The 17,887-nt window shown below is 33.7% G+C and carries 6 protein-coding genes; 1 reads left to right on the top strand and 5 read right to left on the bottom strand.

Annotated features, from left to right (window positions below):
- Positions 1-88 precede the first annotated feature (88 nt).
- Both FOD82_RS09220 and FOD82_RS09215 read right to left on the bottom strand, forming a co-directional pair.
- Positions 89-1,372: a phosphatidylserine decarboxylase family protein gene (locus FOD82_RS09220; protein WP_144356178.1), complete on the bottom strand. Its 1,284-nt coding sequence runs from the start codon at positions 1,370-1,372 to the stop codon at positions 89-91.
- Between the two features lie 123 nt (positions 1,373-1,495).
- A complete protein-coding gene (locus FOD82_RS09215) occupies positions 1,496-12,136 on the bottom strand; it encodes an MBG domain-containing protein (RefSeq protein ID WP_186277751.1) in 10,641 nt (3,546 codons plus the stop codon).
- 799 nt (positions 12,137-12,935) lie between these two features.
- Between FOD82_RS09215 and FOD82_RS09210 the strand changes: the two genes are divergently transcribed.
- On the top strand, positions 12,936-14,684 hold the full coding sequence (locus FOD82_RS09210) for an oligopeptide ABC transporter substrate-binding protein (RefSeq protein ID WP_144356176.1): 1,749 nt from the start codon (positions 12,936-12,938) through the stop codon (positions 14,682-14,684).
- A gap of 62 nt (positions 14,685-14,746) precedes the next feature.
- Here FOD82_RS09210 and FOD82_RS09205 read toward each other — a convergent pair whose 3' ends face one another.
- Genes FOD82_RS09205 through FOD82_RS09195 form a run of 3 tightly spaced genes read right to left on the bottom strand, consistent with a single transcriptional unit; the run spans position 14,747 to position 17,313 of the window.
- The gene (locus tag FOD82_RS09205) at positions 14,747-16,027 is read right to left on the bottom strand and encodes a HAMP domain-containing sensor histidine kinase (RefSeq protein ID WP_144356175.1); all 1,281 of its coding nucleotides are present in this window, start codon (positions 16,025-16,027) and stop codon (positions 14,747-14,749) included.
- 9 nt (positions 16,028-16,036) lie between these two features.
- Positions 16,037-16,702 carry a response regulator transcription factor gene (locus FOD82_RS09200; RefSeq protein WP_144356174.1) on the bottom strand — a complete coding sequence of 222 codons (666 nt, stop codon included), beginning with the start codon at positions 16,700-16,702 and terminating at the stop codon, positions 16,037-16,039.
- Positions 16,699-17,313, bottom strand: coding sequence for a GTP pyrophosphokinase family protein (locus FOD82_RS09195; protein WP_144356173.1), 615 nt, complete (start codon positions 17,311-17,313; stop codon positions 16,699-16,701). Before FOD82_RS09195 ends, FOD82_RS09200 begins: the two co-directional genes overlap by 4 nt.
- Positions 17,314-17,887 lie beyond the last annotated feature (574 nt).

Here is a 17,887-nt window from a genome sequence, read left to right as displayed (position 1 = left end):
GTCTACTTTATCACGAAAGCGTTTTTAGGTAAATTATAAAAATAAATATCCACCTAATTTAATGTAGGTGGATACAAAGTAAATGTTTTTATTTAACTCTGGCAATTTCGTCACGAACTTTAATATTAACTGTATCTAAGCCCGGTGTCTGTCCATGGAGATTAAAGCTAAGTTTTACTTCAGGTCTAAATAATAATACATGAGTTGAACCGCCAAAATGGAACATTCCTAACTGCTCACCCTTTTGAACATGTTGACCAACTCTTACTGTAATTTCGTTATTAGAAACATCTCCCATTCCTACAGCAATAAAGCCCATTAGTCCAATCTTAGGATTATCAGCTTGAATAAAGATTACTGCTCTAGTAGCAGTAGAAGTAAGGAAGGCTTGTGAATCATTTGCAGCCACAGGATCGGCACCTCGAGGATTTTCAAAACCTTGACTAAGAGCTTCCCCATAATAACTTCCGGGCAAGTTATATGCTTTAACTATTTTTCCACTAACAGGGCTATTCCAGCGGTGATAGCTTAAGGCACTTAAAAAAGCTTGATAAAGAGTTCCTCCTTCAAATTTAGCAGTCCAAGGATCATTATGAAGTAAATCCATTAAAGAATAAGGCTGCCCTTTTATCCAAAACTTTGCCTTTAATGGTAAATCATGGGCAACTCTATAAGGTGCTGATTCACAAGCATTGACAATAACATCATCATCTTGAGGACTGGCAACTGGTCTAATACCCGGATTAAATACTCTAGTAAAGAAATCATCCCAAGAAGTAAAGCCTAATTTTTGATCTAGTTCTGAACTTCGACAAGCAAATATTTTTTGAAAATTATCTCCTTTAGCTTCTTTAGCCATTTCTTGAAGAGCATATGGAGAAAGCCAACCGTTTTTCGAAGTATTCAATACATAAGAAGAATCAGAAGACTGTAAGTACTTTCCCCAATAATCTAAAATACCCTTCATTTTTTCATTAACTTTAGGATTATTAAAAACAACATAGCCTGCTTTAGTTCCCATTGGATAATCAAGAACTGCATTAATTGGTGTTCCAACTAAACCAGTCGTATTAAATTTAGGTGCATGTTGAATAATGTGATTAAGAACCAATAATAGTTGGTGGACATCTCTGACTTGAGGAGTACCTGCAGGAGTATCAACATCTTTTAGCGGAATTTCGTCAAACATCATTTGAAACAAATTCCAAATATAGTGATTGTTATCTATTAAATCTTTTAATTCCTGAACTGGAGGCAACAATTTTTGATTTTCTTCAGCTTCAGCTTCTTTAAGAACTGTTTTGACCCATTTATCTTGAAACTCTTGATCACTTGGAAGCCATTTCCCTACATTAAACTTATGTCTAGTCATAATTATTCACTCCTTTTCAACCAATTTCCTAATTTAAGAGTAATTCTTGTTGAGAATATTTTCAAAAAATTACGCTTATTTTAAATAAAAAAACGCCGATAAAAATCGACGTTCTTTTATTAGCTATTTATCTTCACGCTTCTTCTTGCGATTACCAGCTAAACCAAAAATTCCTAAACCGCCAAATAAACTACCAATTGCAGCAAGAAGTGAATTATTATTTTCACCAGTTTGTGGCAATTGCTTATCTCTTTGAACATTTATTTTTGCTGGATGTATTCCAGCATTTTGGTTCATTTTGGCAATATGCTTTTCATTTACATGAATTTGTGGCTTTTTAGCAAAATGAACATTTGCAACTTTTTCTTTAAGAGAAGTTTTACTTTCTTTGGTCTTATTAGAAGCTTTCTCTGGATTCTTAGACTTTGAATGTTCTGAAGAATGAGAATTATTTGGCTCTGGTTTTGGAGTAGGTTTTGGAATTGGCTTATTATCAGGTTGTGGAGTTTGGTTATTATTATCGGGTTTTTGATCTGGATTTGGCAGCGGAATTTGATGATTATCATCCGGTTTTTCATCAGGATTTGGTTGTGGTTCTGGATGAGGATTATTATCATTTCCAGACTCATCATTATCAGAATTACCATTTTTAATATAATTTATAGTAATCGAAATATCTTGAGTATCACTAGTTACAGCTTGTTCATTTACTTTAACTGGATTTGCAGTATAACCCTCAACTTTTTCAGGAATAAATTCATCCCACTTAGAAGTTGACCAATTGCTATAAGTTACTTTTCCAGTTACTAAATTCTTACTGCCCGTTCTTTGAAGCTTAACAACTTGAGTAACTTCTTTGTCGCCAGTAGGTAGCTTCATAATAATAGTTCTAGTTACTGTCTTATAATCTGTTGTTTCTTCTAGTTGAGGAGTAATGATAACCTTAGTAATACCATTTTCAATCTTAATTTTATCGGGTAGTTTTTCACCATTAGCTAATTGCCAATTTGTTGGAATTTGAGCATTAAAAGTAGTCTCTTCATGAAGTTTACCTGTAATGACTTGTTCCTTAATTATTTTTCCATCAGAATTTACATATTGAATCGTCTGCTTCCCTTGAGTAGGTACAGCAGCTTTTACAATATAATTATCTTTAGCTGGAGTATAAACTACATTATAGTTATTTCCAAGAAGCTTTTGCAAAGCTTCTTGACCGCCTTTAAAGTTAACACTAAATTCACCGCTAATTGTCTGAGCAGTCGGGGCATCCCCGCTAAAACCAAAATCAGAAGCAGTAACTTTTGGTGCAACAAAGTCAGCTGGCATTTTTTGATTACCAAAATCTAAACTATATACATCATTTGGAATAGTAGTTGTACCTGAATCTACAGTCGTATTTCCATGAGTAGTAATTGTAATTTCAAATGGAGTAATAGTATAAGTAAATTCTCCAGTTGGCATACTTCCAATTTTATAGTTAGGATTATGGTTAGCTCTTAATAAATCTAATCCCTTTTGATTTAATTTGAGAGTATAAGTTCCTACATTAATTGGCATCTTATCAAGCTTTTGACCATTTTCATACCAATCAAAATCAGATAAGCTTATACCTTGAATATTTAAAACTTGACCATTTACAATTCCATCAGCAACCATACTCTTGATGATAGTTGTAGCAAGTAAGTTATTCTTTCCATTAAATGTTTGACTAGCTTCACCCTTTTGAACAAGAGATAAATCTTTAGGTTCAATTGTAACTTGAGCACTGCCACTTAAATTTTCTTCAGTTAACTCATAGTTTCCAACTAAATCACTATCACGATTTATTTTTTCAATTAAGTTAGGTAAAATCTTATCTTTATTGAGCACTATCGTGTAGACTCCAACATTACTTGGAGCTGCGCCATTTGGCGTTTCCCAAGTGTAGTCATCATTGTGGAGCCAGTAGTCAATTGTTTGGATTTTGTCCCCACGTTTGATTGAGATTTTAACTTGAATACCCTTGTTGTTTAATTCCTGACTAGTTATAGGATTACCATTATAAGTTAAGCTTGCATTACCACTTAAAACGGCTTTAGCACTGGTCTTATTAATGATATATCTACCAATTGCATTATCAAAATCAAACTTAGACCAGTTAAGGTTCTTATTATTGACAGCCTTAATTTTGGCAATTCCAGCTTCAGTTAAAACAACTTTATACTTACCTGCTGACCATGGGGCAGAATCAAAGACAGTACCATCTTGACGAATAAACTTATAATCACTTGCCTCAAGAGTAATTTGATCAGCTCCAGGAGCAGTAATGGTTATTGTAGGTTTATAATTAGCAATCGGTGTACCATCATATGTCTTTTCAGCGTTACCTGTATAACTAAATGAAACTTCATCTTTAGTTACATCCGCTTGATCAATGTTTACCTTACCTACACCGCTGAACTTGTAATCGTAATTTTGATTTAATTTACTAATTGCTTCTTCAGCTTGTTTAGTTAAAACCACTTGCCAAGTTCCTACATTAGTATTAGCTCCAGCTGTATCATCAGTATATTGCAAATCTCCTGCTTGAAGTTTATACGTTTCCCCATTATCTAACTGGAGGGTAAATTTACTTGGATCAATAGAAATTATATTGCCAGTATAAATAGATGTTTGAGTACCATCAAGAACTACTTGAGCTACCCTTTTATTAATTGTAAACTCAGCATTTCCGGATAAATCATCTAATGAAATTGTTACATTAGCTTGATTATTTTGACCTAGACCTTCACTAGCATTAATGGCTTCTTGTAAGTGTGTTAAGACTTGTTTTTTATTAAGTTCAAGAGTATAAACTCCAACATTTCTTGGTGTTTCTCCCTTACTCCAAACGTAGTCATTATCTTGAATTTGATAATCAATCACTTTAGTCATGCCATCAATTGATACAGTTACATGAATCGTACCGTTTTTGTTTAAATCAGCAACCGTCACTGCTTGACCATTATAAGTCATACTATTTTGACCACTTAACACAGCTTCAGCATTAGCAGCCACAATTTTATAGGTTCCAACAAAAGTATCAGCTTTTGACCAGTCAAAGTTAGGATAATCAGCCTTTAATTTTTCAATTGCTTTATCAGTTAAAATTACATTGTAATTTCCAACTGCAGTTGGAGCAACTCCGCCTTCAAACTGGAGCGAACTCCCATCTAAGTTTCCAATAGTTATCTCGCCAGCATTAGAAGTAAAGGTAACTGTGTAATCTCCTGCTTTAATTTCAGCTGCTTGACCATTATAAGTCTTTTGTTCTTGACTATTTGCTGTAATTGTAACTTGTGGAGTAGCTGCCTTAACAAGGAAAGTAGCAGTTGAAGCTAGTTTATCAAAATCATAGTTAGGATAATTTTTATTAAATTTCTGCTTCAAATTTTCAAGTCCTTGAGCGGATAATTTAACATCAAAAACTCCTGCTGTAGTCGGAATACCATTAGTAAACTCAAGATCACCTTTTTGCAGTGTATATTCGAGCTTTTTACCATTTTCTGTAGTCAAACTAATTGTATACTTGCCTAAATTATTATCCAAACTAATCGGATTGCCAAAAACAACACTTGCTGGTGAATTTTCATTTGCGTTTGTTACATCAATATTTACTGGCATTGCATCAACTACAAAAGTAGCATCTGTTGCAACAACTTTAGACCATTCATAATTAGATGAATTACCCTCTACACCAATACCAAATATCTTTTGCTTAGCTGCATCAGTTAATAAAACTTTATAAGTGCCAACATGCATTGGATTATTAGTTACAGGAGTAATAATCTGTAAATCATCAGTAGTTAGTTCAATAGTTGCCTTGGAACCATCCCGGTTAATTACATCATGACCTAAACTATCTTTCAAACTAATAGTAAATTTACTTGGAATAATAGTAGCATCTTCACCATATTTAATAGTCTGACTTCCAGTTAATTCAATATCAGCATCTAAAGGAGTAATGATATATTTACCATTGTTGTTTTGAGGAACAACTACATCACTTGAATCTTGGTCATTAGATTTAATGTTATCTTGCGAATCAACATTAATTCCACCAAAATTGTAGTCTGGGAAAAGTCCTTCCAATTCTTTAACCAATGCTGGAGTTACCTTAACATCATAACTGCCAACATTTTTTGGCAAATTTCCATTTTCATAGCCAGTAATAACTAAATAATCATTTTCATCTCCTTTGACACTATCCCAGCTTATAGAGTATGGAGTACCACTATCTGTATCAGTCAATTGAAGAGTAAAGTTCTTATAATCTAGTGGTTTGTTAGTGGTATATGGGGCTGATTGATAGCCGCTTAAAGTTAATTTTGCTTTACGAGCATTAATAATAAATGTGGCAATAACGTTTTTACCATTTGCAAAAGTATAATTAGAATCTTTATTTTGTTCATTAAGTTTATTAATTGCATCTTCAGTTAACTTAATACCGTAAGTTCCGGCATGGACTGGAAGACCATTATTATCGGTAATTTTAACCCAATTACCAGAACTATCTTTTTGGTAATAAACAAAATCACTATCATTTAACTTAAGAGCAGTTACTCCATCTGGAATAGTATTTTGACCAGCCCAAATCATGCTAAGCTTATCAATTTGATCACTAGGTACACCTTGTGCAATTCCAGCAGCCCAATTATTAGCTTCATGTTCATAAACGCTATTAGTTGTACCCGTAATATTAACAAACATATTCTTAGCAGTTACTTCAAAACTAGCAGCTGAATCCAATTCTTTCCAATCATAGTTATTTGGATTAAGAGCTTGAATATTGTTAATTCCCTGCTCAGTCAAAACAACTTTATAAATTCCCTTATTGAGAACATCTTGATTTGGAGCAAAAGTCAAGTCTCCCTTTTTCAAGGTATAATTCATTGTTTGACCATTATTTGTTGTGATTGTAATTTTATAGTTTCCTGGAATTAAATCGTTATCGTTATATGAAGATCCTTTATAAGTTTTACTTTCACTACCACTCAATGTATAGTTAGCAGCAGCTTTATTAATTATCAAAGTTGCTTGACTATCATCATAAGTATACTCATATCTATCAGCGGCAATTGCTCGAATGTTAGCTAATCCAGCATCAGATAATTGCAACTTATAAGATCCAGCATCAATATGTTTAGAATCCATAAACTTCAAATCGCTAGGCTTTAAATTATAAGTTTCACCATTACTTAAAATTAGCCTAATGTCTTTAACAGTTCCATCTTCATTAATTGGAATAATAGCTTGACTACCATTATAAATAACACTGCTTGTCCCCTCTAAAGTAATAGTAGCTTGGGCTTTGTTAATTATGTAGTCCCCTTCACCATTAGACTTCCAATTATAATTACTATTATTAGAAATAGCATCTTGGATCTTCTTTAGGCCATTTTCATTCAGCTTAACATAATAATGTCCTACTGCTGTTGGAATAGCAATTTTATTTCCTTGAGCATTCACTAAGTCATAATCTTCAGCTGTAAGTTTAACTGAACTTGGAATATCAATTGATAAGTCATTGTCAGTGGAAATACTTTGACTAAACTTACTTGGATCAATTGCTACTGGATTACCAGTCCAAGACATTTCTTGCTTACCAGTTGTATTAATAACAGCTTGAGCTTTATTAATTGTATAAGTGTAACTCCCCATCTTAGTGAAGGTGTAGTTAGGGTTATTCTTAGCTAAAGCAGTTAAAGCTGCATCTGTTAAGGTTAAAGTATAAACTCCCGCATTCACTGGATTCTTTGTTAAAACTTGACCTTCAGAATTTTGCCATTCAAAGGCATCAATTGGTAAATTATTTAAATCAACATTCACACCATCTTCTGGCACACCTGTTAATGTAGTGTTTCCATTTTCTCCGATTGTAAGGCTAGGAATAACTTCCTTACCATCGTAGGTCTTTGAATTATTACCATGTAAAGTAATGTTGACACTAGCTGGAACAATCGTATACTCACCGTTAATATCATAATTATTAGCCCAAGCAATATTATTTGCATTTTGACTAATAATCTTATTTAGCCCATTTTTTGTTAACCGAATTTGATAATTGCCTGCATTTACTGGAGCAGTTTCAGTCCAACTACCATTAACATTGAATTCAAAATCACCAGTAGTTAAAGTAGTCGTTCCAACACCCGGAGCAGAAATTGTAACTTTTGGAGCATAATTATTAATTGGCAGCCCATCATAAGTCTTTGAAGCTGAACCATTAATAGTTACAGTCGGAGTAGCTTTATTAATGACTAATTTTGCATTTTGAGTAATGTTAGCTTTACCATTTGTAAACCAATTATAATTATCGCCACCTAATGCAGTAAGATGATCAATACCAGTTTGTGTCAATTGAACTTCATAAGTTCCAACATCTTTTGGTATTACTACTTGACCATTTTGAACAAATTGATAGTCCCCACTTTGTAAATTATAAGTCAAAGCTGGTGTTGCCTGGATAGTAATTTTAATATCGCTGCTAGATATACTAGTTACATCTTGATTATCATATGTTATTTCTTCTGTACCGCTAAGTGTAGCAGAGGTTTGAACTGGAGTAATATTGTAAACAACATATGAGGTCTTAGGATCATAGGTAAATGTGAAGTCTGGTGCTGCTGCCTTTAACTTATCTAATCCATTCTGATTCAAAATAATGTGATAAGTTCCTACGTTAACTGGAGTAGCAATAATTTTCCCTTCAGCATTAGCAAATGAATAATCATTAGTATCAAAAACAACATTCTTTACTGCATCTGGAATGGTTATATGAATATCTGCAGGTGTAATTGCATGGGTGATATCATCTGGAATTACTGCACCTTCACCAGTATAAACTTGATTAATTTCACTGTGATCAATTGTAACATCTGCACTATTAGCAACATAGATAACATTGACTACTTCATCTGAACTATTAACTGTAATTTCTTTGCTAGCGATTTCATTAGTGACTTCATTGTTAGCAATTGCAGTATAGCCTTTAATCACGGGAATAGGATAACTGTCCCAGTTACCATCATTAGATTGGACATTTGCAGTATTATTCCACCAAAGATTATCCCCTTCTTCGAAAGAATATGCGTTACCTGGATTTTGGGCTCCAAAAACTACTCCATTATCATCGGCATTTAATCGTGGAGTTTTTGTAAATATAACTGATTGCTTAACTAACGTACTTCCTCCAGAAGGATTGGTTATCTTAATAGTTCTAATAACTGTCTTATTTAATTCAGCAGTTGGAACATAATAAGTTGTTAAACTATTGCGATAATACCATGTACCTGTATTAGAAGTGAATTGAGTATCTCCGTAAGTAGGAGTTCCAAAAGTTGTAGAAGTATTTGTCGTTGTATTATTTAAAGTTACACTAGTATATTCTGGAATTTGAGGAATTGTTACATCGAAACTGCCTCCAGTTAAACCATTCCAATTACCTGAAATCACATGGAAGCCCGGAGTTGTAGAGTCTCCTTTAGACTTATCAAACTTCCAAGCACCATAAGTTACATTTCCAGTAGTCGCATCATAATTAGTCGCATTTTTACTATAGAAAACCTGAACTTGACTTGACGGAGCCGCCTCACCTGCATCTTGTCCATCTTTCCAGTAGTGATAATTTTCTGTTACTGTCCGCGCTTCAGTTTCAATTGGCAAGTACCATACCGTATGAACTGGACGCGCTTCATAAGTATCAGCATCACTTGTATAAGCTGTTGAATTACCATCAGCTTGTGAAGTACCCTGATTTACATAAGTCGGGAAAACAAACTGGTTAGTTGGGACAGAAGTTTGACTAATTTTAGTCCAAGCAGTAAAACCATCAACAGTTGGCACATCGGCAACTACGGGAGCCCAACTAGTAGGCAAGCTTGACCAAGTACCAGATACCACCTTATAACCATTAGTATAACCATCATCATTTTTACTATCATCCCATTGCCAATTGCCATAAGTGATATTACCAGTAACTAAATCTTTAATAGCAGTGCGAGTATAGAAAACATCTAAGACTGCAGAAGGAGCAGCTTGACTATCTTTGGCATGAATAATATTACCGGCTTCATCTTTAACATCAGTTCCATAAACATAATTAACAGTAGCAGTCCGAGTTTCTTGAATTTCTGCTTGGGATGGGTCAGTAATTTTTTCAGTTTTATGGATTAAGTAAACATTGGCATATTGAATGCCGTCTTCACTTTTATCATCAGTGATTTTATAAGTTAAAGTATTACCGTTGATATCATTTTGACCAGGCTTTAATTCATACTTATCAGGAATAGAGAGAGTAAAATTGACACTACTGCCAACCTCGCCAATCTTAAAGCCATCACCAGTCGAAACTAACTTATCATTATCGTCACTATCTAAGTATCTAACCTTTACCTCACGTTGATTTTCTTGTAAGGCAGCAGTAGTCAAAGTTACATTTACAGTAGTTGTACTTCCACCGGGCAAAGTGATCTTAAGTTGGGTTGTCTTCGTTTGACCGGGAGCGTCCATAGTAATTTTACCGTTTTCAGCATCCCCGCCCACAAATTCAAATGTAGTGCCTGCTGGCCAATCTGCACTGGTAGCATTAGTCGTCCCGAATGTGAGCTGCTTTAAATACTGTCCTTGTAATTCATCTGCAGTAAAGCTTTGCGGACCGTCTGCAATATTAACTTCCTTATTAATTGCTTCTGGAACATTTACGCTGTAAATCTCAGCTGGTACCTTGGTCCAAGTAGTTGGTGAATAACTATTTCCCCCAGCATTTCCCCAAGCATAGTCAGTCAGTGAAAGCTTTGGGTTATATTTTTGAAGTAAGGATAATAAATCAGCATTAGGCAAGACTGATTCAGTAGAAAAGATATCAGGAATAAAGCCATTAGCAGTATCGCCACCTTGGCCATAGCTTATGTTAAGCTCAGTTGTATATTTTCCAGTTGCTGGAGTCCCAACTATAAGAGCCATTGGATTCGTGATTGCTGTATTGCTAAATGCTATAGCAGTAGCTTGCGTTGTACTTCCATTAGCTAAAGCAATCTTTGAAAATGTTTTACCAATTTCACTGCTACTCATATTTTCTAATTGCTTTTTAATCGCTTGCTTTATAAGCATAAGATTAGTTTGCGTAGAATCTTTAAAAGTATATACTGTTGTATTTTTTGGCCCATCAAGCCAGTTGATCTTTACGGTTAAAGCTGGTGCGTTACTTAAAATCTGCGGATCTGCCGTACTAGTAGCTAATTGAATTTTAAATTCTGATATAGGATTATCCACGGTTCCAAAGCCATTCATAGTAGTAGATACATATAAATTGCCACCTAAGGCAAAGTATTTCAAATAATCCTTATAAAAAAAGCGTCCAATTCCACTACCACTACCAGACAAGGAATCATAATATCCAGCATTAAGCCATGGCCATTTGAAGTTAACCTCGCTAGTGCCTGCTAGATTAACATTTTGTGATTTTTGAATGTTCATGATTGGAGTATCGGTAATTGGTTCTAGCGTTTGAACTAAATATGGCACCTTTACAGTGTAAGGTGAACCAATGACAGTCATTCCATTTGCATTTCCACTATCAGTAACTTCAACTTCCAGTTCATGAAAGCCAATAGTTGATGTATTAGGACTGCCTAGCAATTTTGCCGATAAATTTACTCCCACACTATCAGTTGTCGGAATGATTGAATTGCTAGCGCTACTATTAAAAATTGCGGTATTATTGGCATCTAAAGCAGTAACATCAATCGAATCGCCAACCTTAGACACATATAAAAATCCAGTTTGCTTTTGACTAGTATTCAAGTTAGCATTTGCTGCCACTTGAGCAACTCCCATAAAGTAAGCAGTCACTGTTTTCTTTGTTGAGTCAGGATATGACACCACGATATTACCAGATAGCTGGGTACCTGCGTTCACATCCGAGTTCGTGACGCTATTTGGTCCATCCCAAGTGATCTTACCCCCAGCTTTAGTGATTGCATCACTATTAGTTAAAAACTGTGATGCGATTTCATTCATATTGCTTCCTTGGACAACGAAGCCTTTATATTCATCTTGAGCAAAGGCGCTATTGAGTTCTGGAGCAGGTAATTCTGTAGCAATTTTAGATTCTTTCAGATTTTTAGTTAATTCTTTTGAATTAGCAGTAGAAGCTTTGAGATCTAAATCATTAGTGCTATTTTTATTACTAGTTTCATTTTCTGTATTTTCAGCAGCTTTGCTCTGAATATTATCAGAAGATGAGATTGTTTTAGTATCTTTTTGAGAAGCTACAGTTTCTTCTTGAGAAACTCTTATAGCATCAGTTTTAGTGGTAGTAGATTTAGTACTATCAACTTTAGCACTATCAACTTCTTGCTTATTTTTAGGATTAGTTTGACTAGCCGTATTTTCTTTTGCTAAATCTGTGTTTGCATCATTATTTGTATTTGCTTTAGTTGGTGTGTTGTTAGAATCATTAGTATCAACTTTGGCATTATCTGTAGTTTTACTTTTTGGATTTTGAGTATCTTGCGCATCTTTAGAAGAATCAAGAGTCACTTCTTTTTTCTGAAGTACTTGATTAGCTGAAGTAGTATCTTTTTCAGTTGATGAAGTAGTATCTGTATTATCAGCTGCATGAACAATTTGATTATTATTTATTGTTAAAAACAACGTAGACAATAATACCGAACAAGTTCCTACAGTTAATTTTCTAATACTAAATCTTTGTTTAGTATCACAATTCTTTTTACTATATATCATCTTTCTCATCCTTTTATATTTTAAAGATTTACCTAAATATTGCTTTTGTATCCTTGATATTGATATATACATTATAGTTCTTTTAAGAATAAATCAAAAAAATATTGTTCTTATTTTTCGATAACTATTATATAAAATATATTTAATTGGATATTAGGATAAAATACAATAATATGATTCATTAAATAACGTACAAAATATATACTTATAATTAAATATAAAATAATTATAATATTGATTATAGATTGTTATACTTTATATACATAAAATGGTAATTTTATGTATAATTCTGTAATTTACACTTGTTATTTTTTATATAGCTGTTATAATGTTTATTGAAATCATTTGATTTCAGCTTTCTTATTCAATCTCTAAGTGCTTTCTCATCACTTAGTTATATTACATATCATTACAAAAGAGACTTGACTCATTTTATTACTTTTGGAGTCAAGTCTTTTTTTACTTAAAAAATTTACTAAATATTTTTTATTGACTAAATTAAAAAAGGGAGTATGATTAAAATCACCAACAAAATATTAAGCAGCTTTGATAAGGAAAGTAAGTAAAATAGCGGGAATACAGAGAATTTCTACTTGCTGAGATGAAACAACTAAAGTTTTACTAAAAATCACCTTTGAGCAAAATTACGATTAAAAGTAATTTGGGGATAGCCCCTTATAGCGACAGCGTATCGTCATTTGACCGTACGTTTTTAAGATCAGTTTTTTAGGATAGATGCTCCTAGTGTGTTTTGTGCTTTTGTATCTTGCTGCATTGGATTTTAGATTGGAGGTATATTATGAAATCAAAATCCAAATTAATGCCTGCTCTATTAGTAGGAGTTAGCATGTTAACCATTAGCGCCTGTTCAAAATCAAAACAGACTTCACTAGAGCATGTGCACTTTCAGCAAGAAACCGTAAAAAAGCCAATAAAAAAAGGCGGTACATTAACTGTCGCACTAGAAAACAACTCACCTTTTACAGGAATTTTTTTAGAAGAGCTTCAAGACACCGAACCAGACGAAGAAGCGTCTGCGCCCGGTGAGGAAGGACTATTTTATGCAGATACTAATTCTAAAATCACGGACAAGGGCCCCGCCGTGTTAAGACTTAACCGAAAAAACAAGACAGCCACAATTCAGCTCAAAAAGAATGTTCGTTGGTCTGATGGTAAACCAGTCACTGCTCAAGACATGTATTATTCATATGAGATTTTAGGAAGTCCGAAAGTTTCCACAACTCAGTACACTTCTTCCCTCGAAAATATTGTCGGTCTACATTCTTACCATGTGGGCAAGAATAAAAAAATCTCAGGAATATCCATGCCAGATGGCAAAAATGGTCGCACCTTAATATTACATTTCAAGCAAATGAATCCAGCGATGCTCCAACACGATAATGGCTTTTTCTGGGAATATGCTGCTCCTTACCATTATCTTAAAGATATACCTATGGATAAACTTATTTCCAGTGATAAGGTCCGCAAATATCCCCTGTTCTTCGGACCTTACAAAATGGATAAAACAGTTCGTGGTCAATCTACAACTTGGTCACGCACTCCATACTACTGGCGAGGTCAGCCTAATTTTAAACATATTGAAATGACAACTGTTTCAGTTTCAAGTGCTTCACAAGCTATTAAAAGCCGAAAATTTGACATTGCAGCTGTACTTTCAGAACAATTTGAAGAGGTTAAAAATACTAAGGATGTCAATTTTATCGGTAGAAAGACTCCGTTCTATGATTATCTTAGCTTCCGTGTAGGCAAATGGGATAACAAATTGGGAAAAAATATCCAAACTCCTCATAGCAAAATGGATAATGTTTCTCTTAGAAAAGCAATGTTATATGCAATGAATGTTGATGCTGTTAATAAGCGATTTTATCATGGATTGCGGTATCGCCTGACAACTCTTATCCCTAGTCAATTTGGTGTATACCATGATAAGACAATTCCGGGATATCCTTATGACTTAAAAAAGGCCAATCAGCTACTCAACAAGGCCGGCTACAAAAAACGCCCCGGTGCTTCTTACCGCTCTCAGCCTAACGGCAAGAAGCTTGTTATCAACTTAGCAGTACGTGATACTCAACAGAATGTTGAAGCAATCTGGACTAATTATATTCAACAATGGAAAAAGATTGGTTTAGATGTAAGATTTGTTGGCGGTCGACCAATGGAGTTTAACAATTGGGTCGAATCGGTTAAAGCCAGCAGTCCAAAAATTGATGTCTTCGAAGGAAGCTGGGATCCATCAGGTGATCCTTCGCCAAATGTATTCTATGGTGAAAAAATGCCTTATAATTTCTCTCGATTTACTTCACCAACCAATACTCAGCTTCTTAGTGATATTGATTCTACGAAATCATTCAATAAAAATTATCGTATTAAAAAATTACATCAGTGGCAGCAATGGATGTACCAACATGCCTATGTTGCACCACTTAGTGGGTCATACTCAATTACAGCAGTTAACTCCAATATATCAAATTGGTCTAAAAAACCATCTGCCCATAATTGGTATGAAGCTGGATTTTATAAATAATTTTGAATGTCGCTCCTAAAAAGGAACCGGGAATGTACAAACGTACATTCCCGGTTTTTGTATTATTTAACTAATTTCAACACTACATCAAAATGAATCATTCCATCTTTATATGACACGTTAATTTTTCCATTAAAAGCATGAATAGTATCCCTTGCCATTGCCAGTCCTATTCCATAGCCGGATTTTTTATTATTATGCGATTCATCTTCTCGATAAAATCTATCAAAAAAAGTTTCATAATTGATATTTTTACCATTTTTAAAACTATTGCTAACCCGTAAAACTGCAGTTTGAGCAAAACGATTCTTATGTAGGCTTATCTTTACAATTCCTTTTTCTGTACAATACTTATGAGCATTATCTAGCAAAATATTAACAACTTCCATTAAAGATTGTTTTTCAGCCATTACATATAAGCCCGATTGAATAGCTATTTGATAAGTTTTACCATCATTTTTTATTACTGATGAAAAACTCTTAGCAGATTCTTCCACTATTTCAGAAAAGTTAACTTTAGATAATACTAAATCTCCAGTTTCACCAAGACGAGCCATCGAAATCAACTGGTTAATGAGTTTGGTTAATCTTGCTGTTTGCTGCTTAGTGCTTTGAGTCCATTCTGATTCATTCCCCATCATTTCTTCCATTTCAGTATTAGCAGAAATGATTGCAAGTGGGGTCTTTAACTCATGTCCTGCATTAGTGATGAATTGCTGCTGTTTTTCATAAGAGCGAACTACTGGCTGAATAGCTCGTTTAGATAAAATTATTAAAATTATTGCAAAGAATACTAAAGCTCCCAATGTAAGAAGAATTGCTAAACGAAGCAAACTCCAGCTTCTTTCATAAATTAAAGAAGTATTCAAAAAGACTACCATTTTTTTGCCATTACTGTTAGCAATCACTTCATATGAGTAAGTATTCCTTGCTAAAATCGTTACTCCTTTTGTTTGTTTTTTATTAAGTAAATGACGAGTAACATTTAAAATTTTATCTTGGCTAACACCATATACCTTACTATTTTGCCAATTTAAAATTTTTAGTTTGTTATTATTAACAGCTACTGAAAAATAACGATACTGATACACTGAATCAGGATTAGGACGATTATTTATCAAAGCATTAAAAGGGCTTTGATTTTGACTAAATTCATGTGAATCTTGTGGAGTTAATTGTCCATTATTTCTAACTAAAGCTGACATTACGCGAGTTGCTTCACCATGAGCTCTGCTAAAGTCAGTTCCAATCATTAATCCCACGGTTGAAAACAACACAATTGCTAAAGATGCAATAGATATAACGATAAACTGTAAACGAAACTTTTGAATCGTTTTATTCATTTTTATCACCTAACTAATTAACTTAAAACTACCACCTTTGTCACCTTCGATTTTCACAGAACTTTGAATATTGAGCAATTTCTGACGTAAATAAGAAACATACAGCCAAACCATTTCACTATCAGCGTCAGGATCATTTTTCCAAACGTGATTCAAAATATCTTCGGTTGAAATTTCTTTTTCCTTATTTAACATAAGATAATTTAACAAATCAGTTTCTTTATTTGCTAAGCGAATTGAATTATGGCTTATTAATTCCTGCTCATCTGTATTTAAAGTAATATCGCCATATTGAAGCTCACTAACTGAATAGTCGCTGTCACGACGCTCACGAGATTTTAAGCGTGCAATTAATTCTTTTAGTGAAAATGGTTTGGTCAAATAATCATCCGCCCCAGATTCAAGCCCCGTTACTTTATCATCAACTTCTGCTTTCGCTGTCAGCATCATAACATAGGTTTTATCACCCATCGCACGAATCTCTTTAAGCGCTTCAATTCCGTCCATTACAGGCATCATAATATCTAAAATTATTACATCATAAGCATTACTTTTTACTTTATCAACAGCTTCTTTTCCGTTAAACACTGCATCCACATCATAGCCATTAGTTTCAATAGCCATCTTCACAACTCGAGAAAGCTGCGGTTCATCTTCTGCTAACAAAATCTTCATTGATTCTCATCCCTTATCATTTGTCTAATAGTCTGCATACTTACATCACAAGAAGCTAATTCATCTGCAACTCGTTTTAATTCACGACTAATAAGCTCCGGATGCTTAACTTCATGCTTATATTTCATTTCATGTTCTAAACTAGCCCAAGTATCCATTGCAATTGTTCTTAATTGAATTTCTACATAATAATGACCTGGAGAATTACCTTCTATATCAATATCTGATGTAGTCATATCCAAGATTAAGTGATACGAACGATAACCATTTGGCTTAGCATTAGTAATGTAATCCTTTTTCTTAACAATTTCTATATCAGGCATTTGATTAATTTTATCAACACATAGATAAATATCATCAATAAAATTACACACGATTCTCAATCCTATACTGTCACGATTTTCACGAAGAGCAGAATATGGTGTTAGAGGCAAATTTTTACGTTGACATTTTTCAGTCATGCTTTTTTCTGTTTTAACACGTCCATTCAAATGTTCAAATAAACTATCCCCTGTATTTGATTGTTGTTCTTGATTCAAACTATTAAATCGAGTCATTAATTCTTGCAATATTTTTTGCAGAGTAGGTTTATATTCACCATAGATACTCATAACTTCACCTTTTTTCTTTTAGATATTTTGTCACAGGCATTTGAAGATTCTGTGAAAATTTATTTAGTTTTTTATTTTTTCAATATTATATTGTAGCAAAAAAGCACCTTGCTACAATATAAACCCAACTTATTTGACTAATTTTGAAAAAATAGCGTTTATTGTAAACGTTATCATTTAAATAGTCAAATATTTAACCTTATAAATAACAAAAAAGTTGAAAAAGTCACGGATTTTTATGCATTTTGCTTGCTTTGTATGGTACAATAACTACTGAAATAATTGTAATCATATTTCTGGTAACAGTAGAGCTGGACCAATGTTTGGTAGCAATTTTCTCCTAAAATTGAGATCTTTTTTATAAAAGAACACCGTAAATTTGTCTCCGATGAGATTTTCTAGTTGTATTTGATAGATTCAAGTAACCTAGACTTTGACTCTGACTAGCGAATTTTAATGAAGTCTTTTTTCGAATATCTTTCTCCATTAGATATAGCCTTATGGAACTGGTGAAGTAGTAGAAAGACTTGATTATGTCTGATATTTTATCAATTATGATCTCGCATAACAGAAA

The organism is Lactobacillus sp. LL6 (assembly GCF_007570935.1).
Classification (GTDB): domain Bacteria; phylum Bacillota; class Bacilli; order Lactobacillales; family Lactobacillaceae; genus Lactobacillus.
Note: the sequence above shows the minus strand (reverse complement) of the source record. Positions and strands in the feature narration are given on the sequence as shown.

Excerpts from the sequence above, each read along its gene's own strand:
- FOD82_RS09210 (WP_144356176.1), top strand. The coding sequence starts at position 12,936 with ATGAAATCAAAATCCAAATTAATGCCTGCTCTATTAGTAGGAGTTAGC.
- FOD82_RS09200 (WP_144356174.1), bottom strand. The coding sequence starts at position 16,702 with ATGAAGATTTTGTTAGCAGAAGATGAACCGCAGCTTTCTCGAGTTGTG.
- FOD82_RS09195 (WP_144356173.1), bottom strand. The coding sequence starts at position 17,313 with ATGAGTATCTATGGTGAATATAAACCTACTCTGCAAAAAATATTGCAA.
- FOD82_RS09220 (WP_144356178.1), bottom strand. The coding sequence starts at position 1,372 with ATGACTAGACATAAGTTTAATGTAGGGAAATGGCTTCCAAGTGATCAA.
- FOD82_RS09215 (WP_186277751.1), bottom strand. The coding sequence starts at position 12,136 with ATGATATATAGTAAAAAGAATTGTGATACTAAACAAAGATTTAGTATT.
- FOD82_RS09205 (WP_144356175.1), bottom strand. The coding sequence starts at position 16,027 with ATGAATAAAACGATTCAAAAGTTTCGTTTACAGTTTATCGTTATATCT.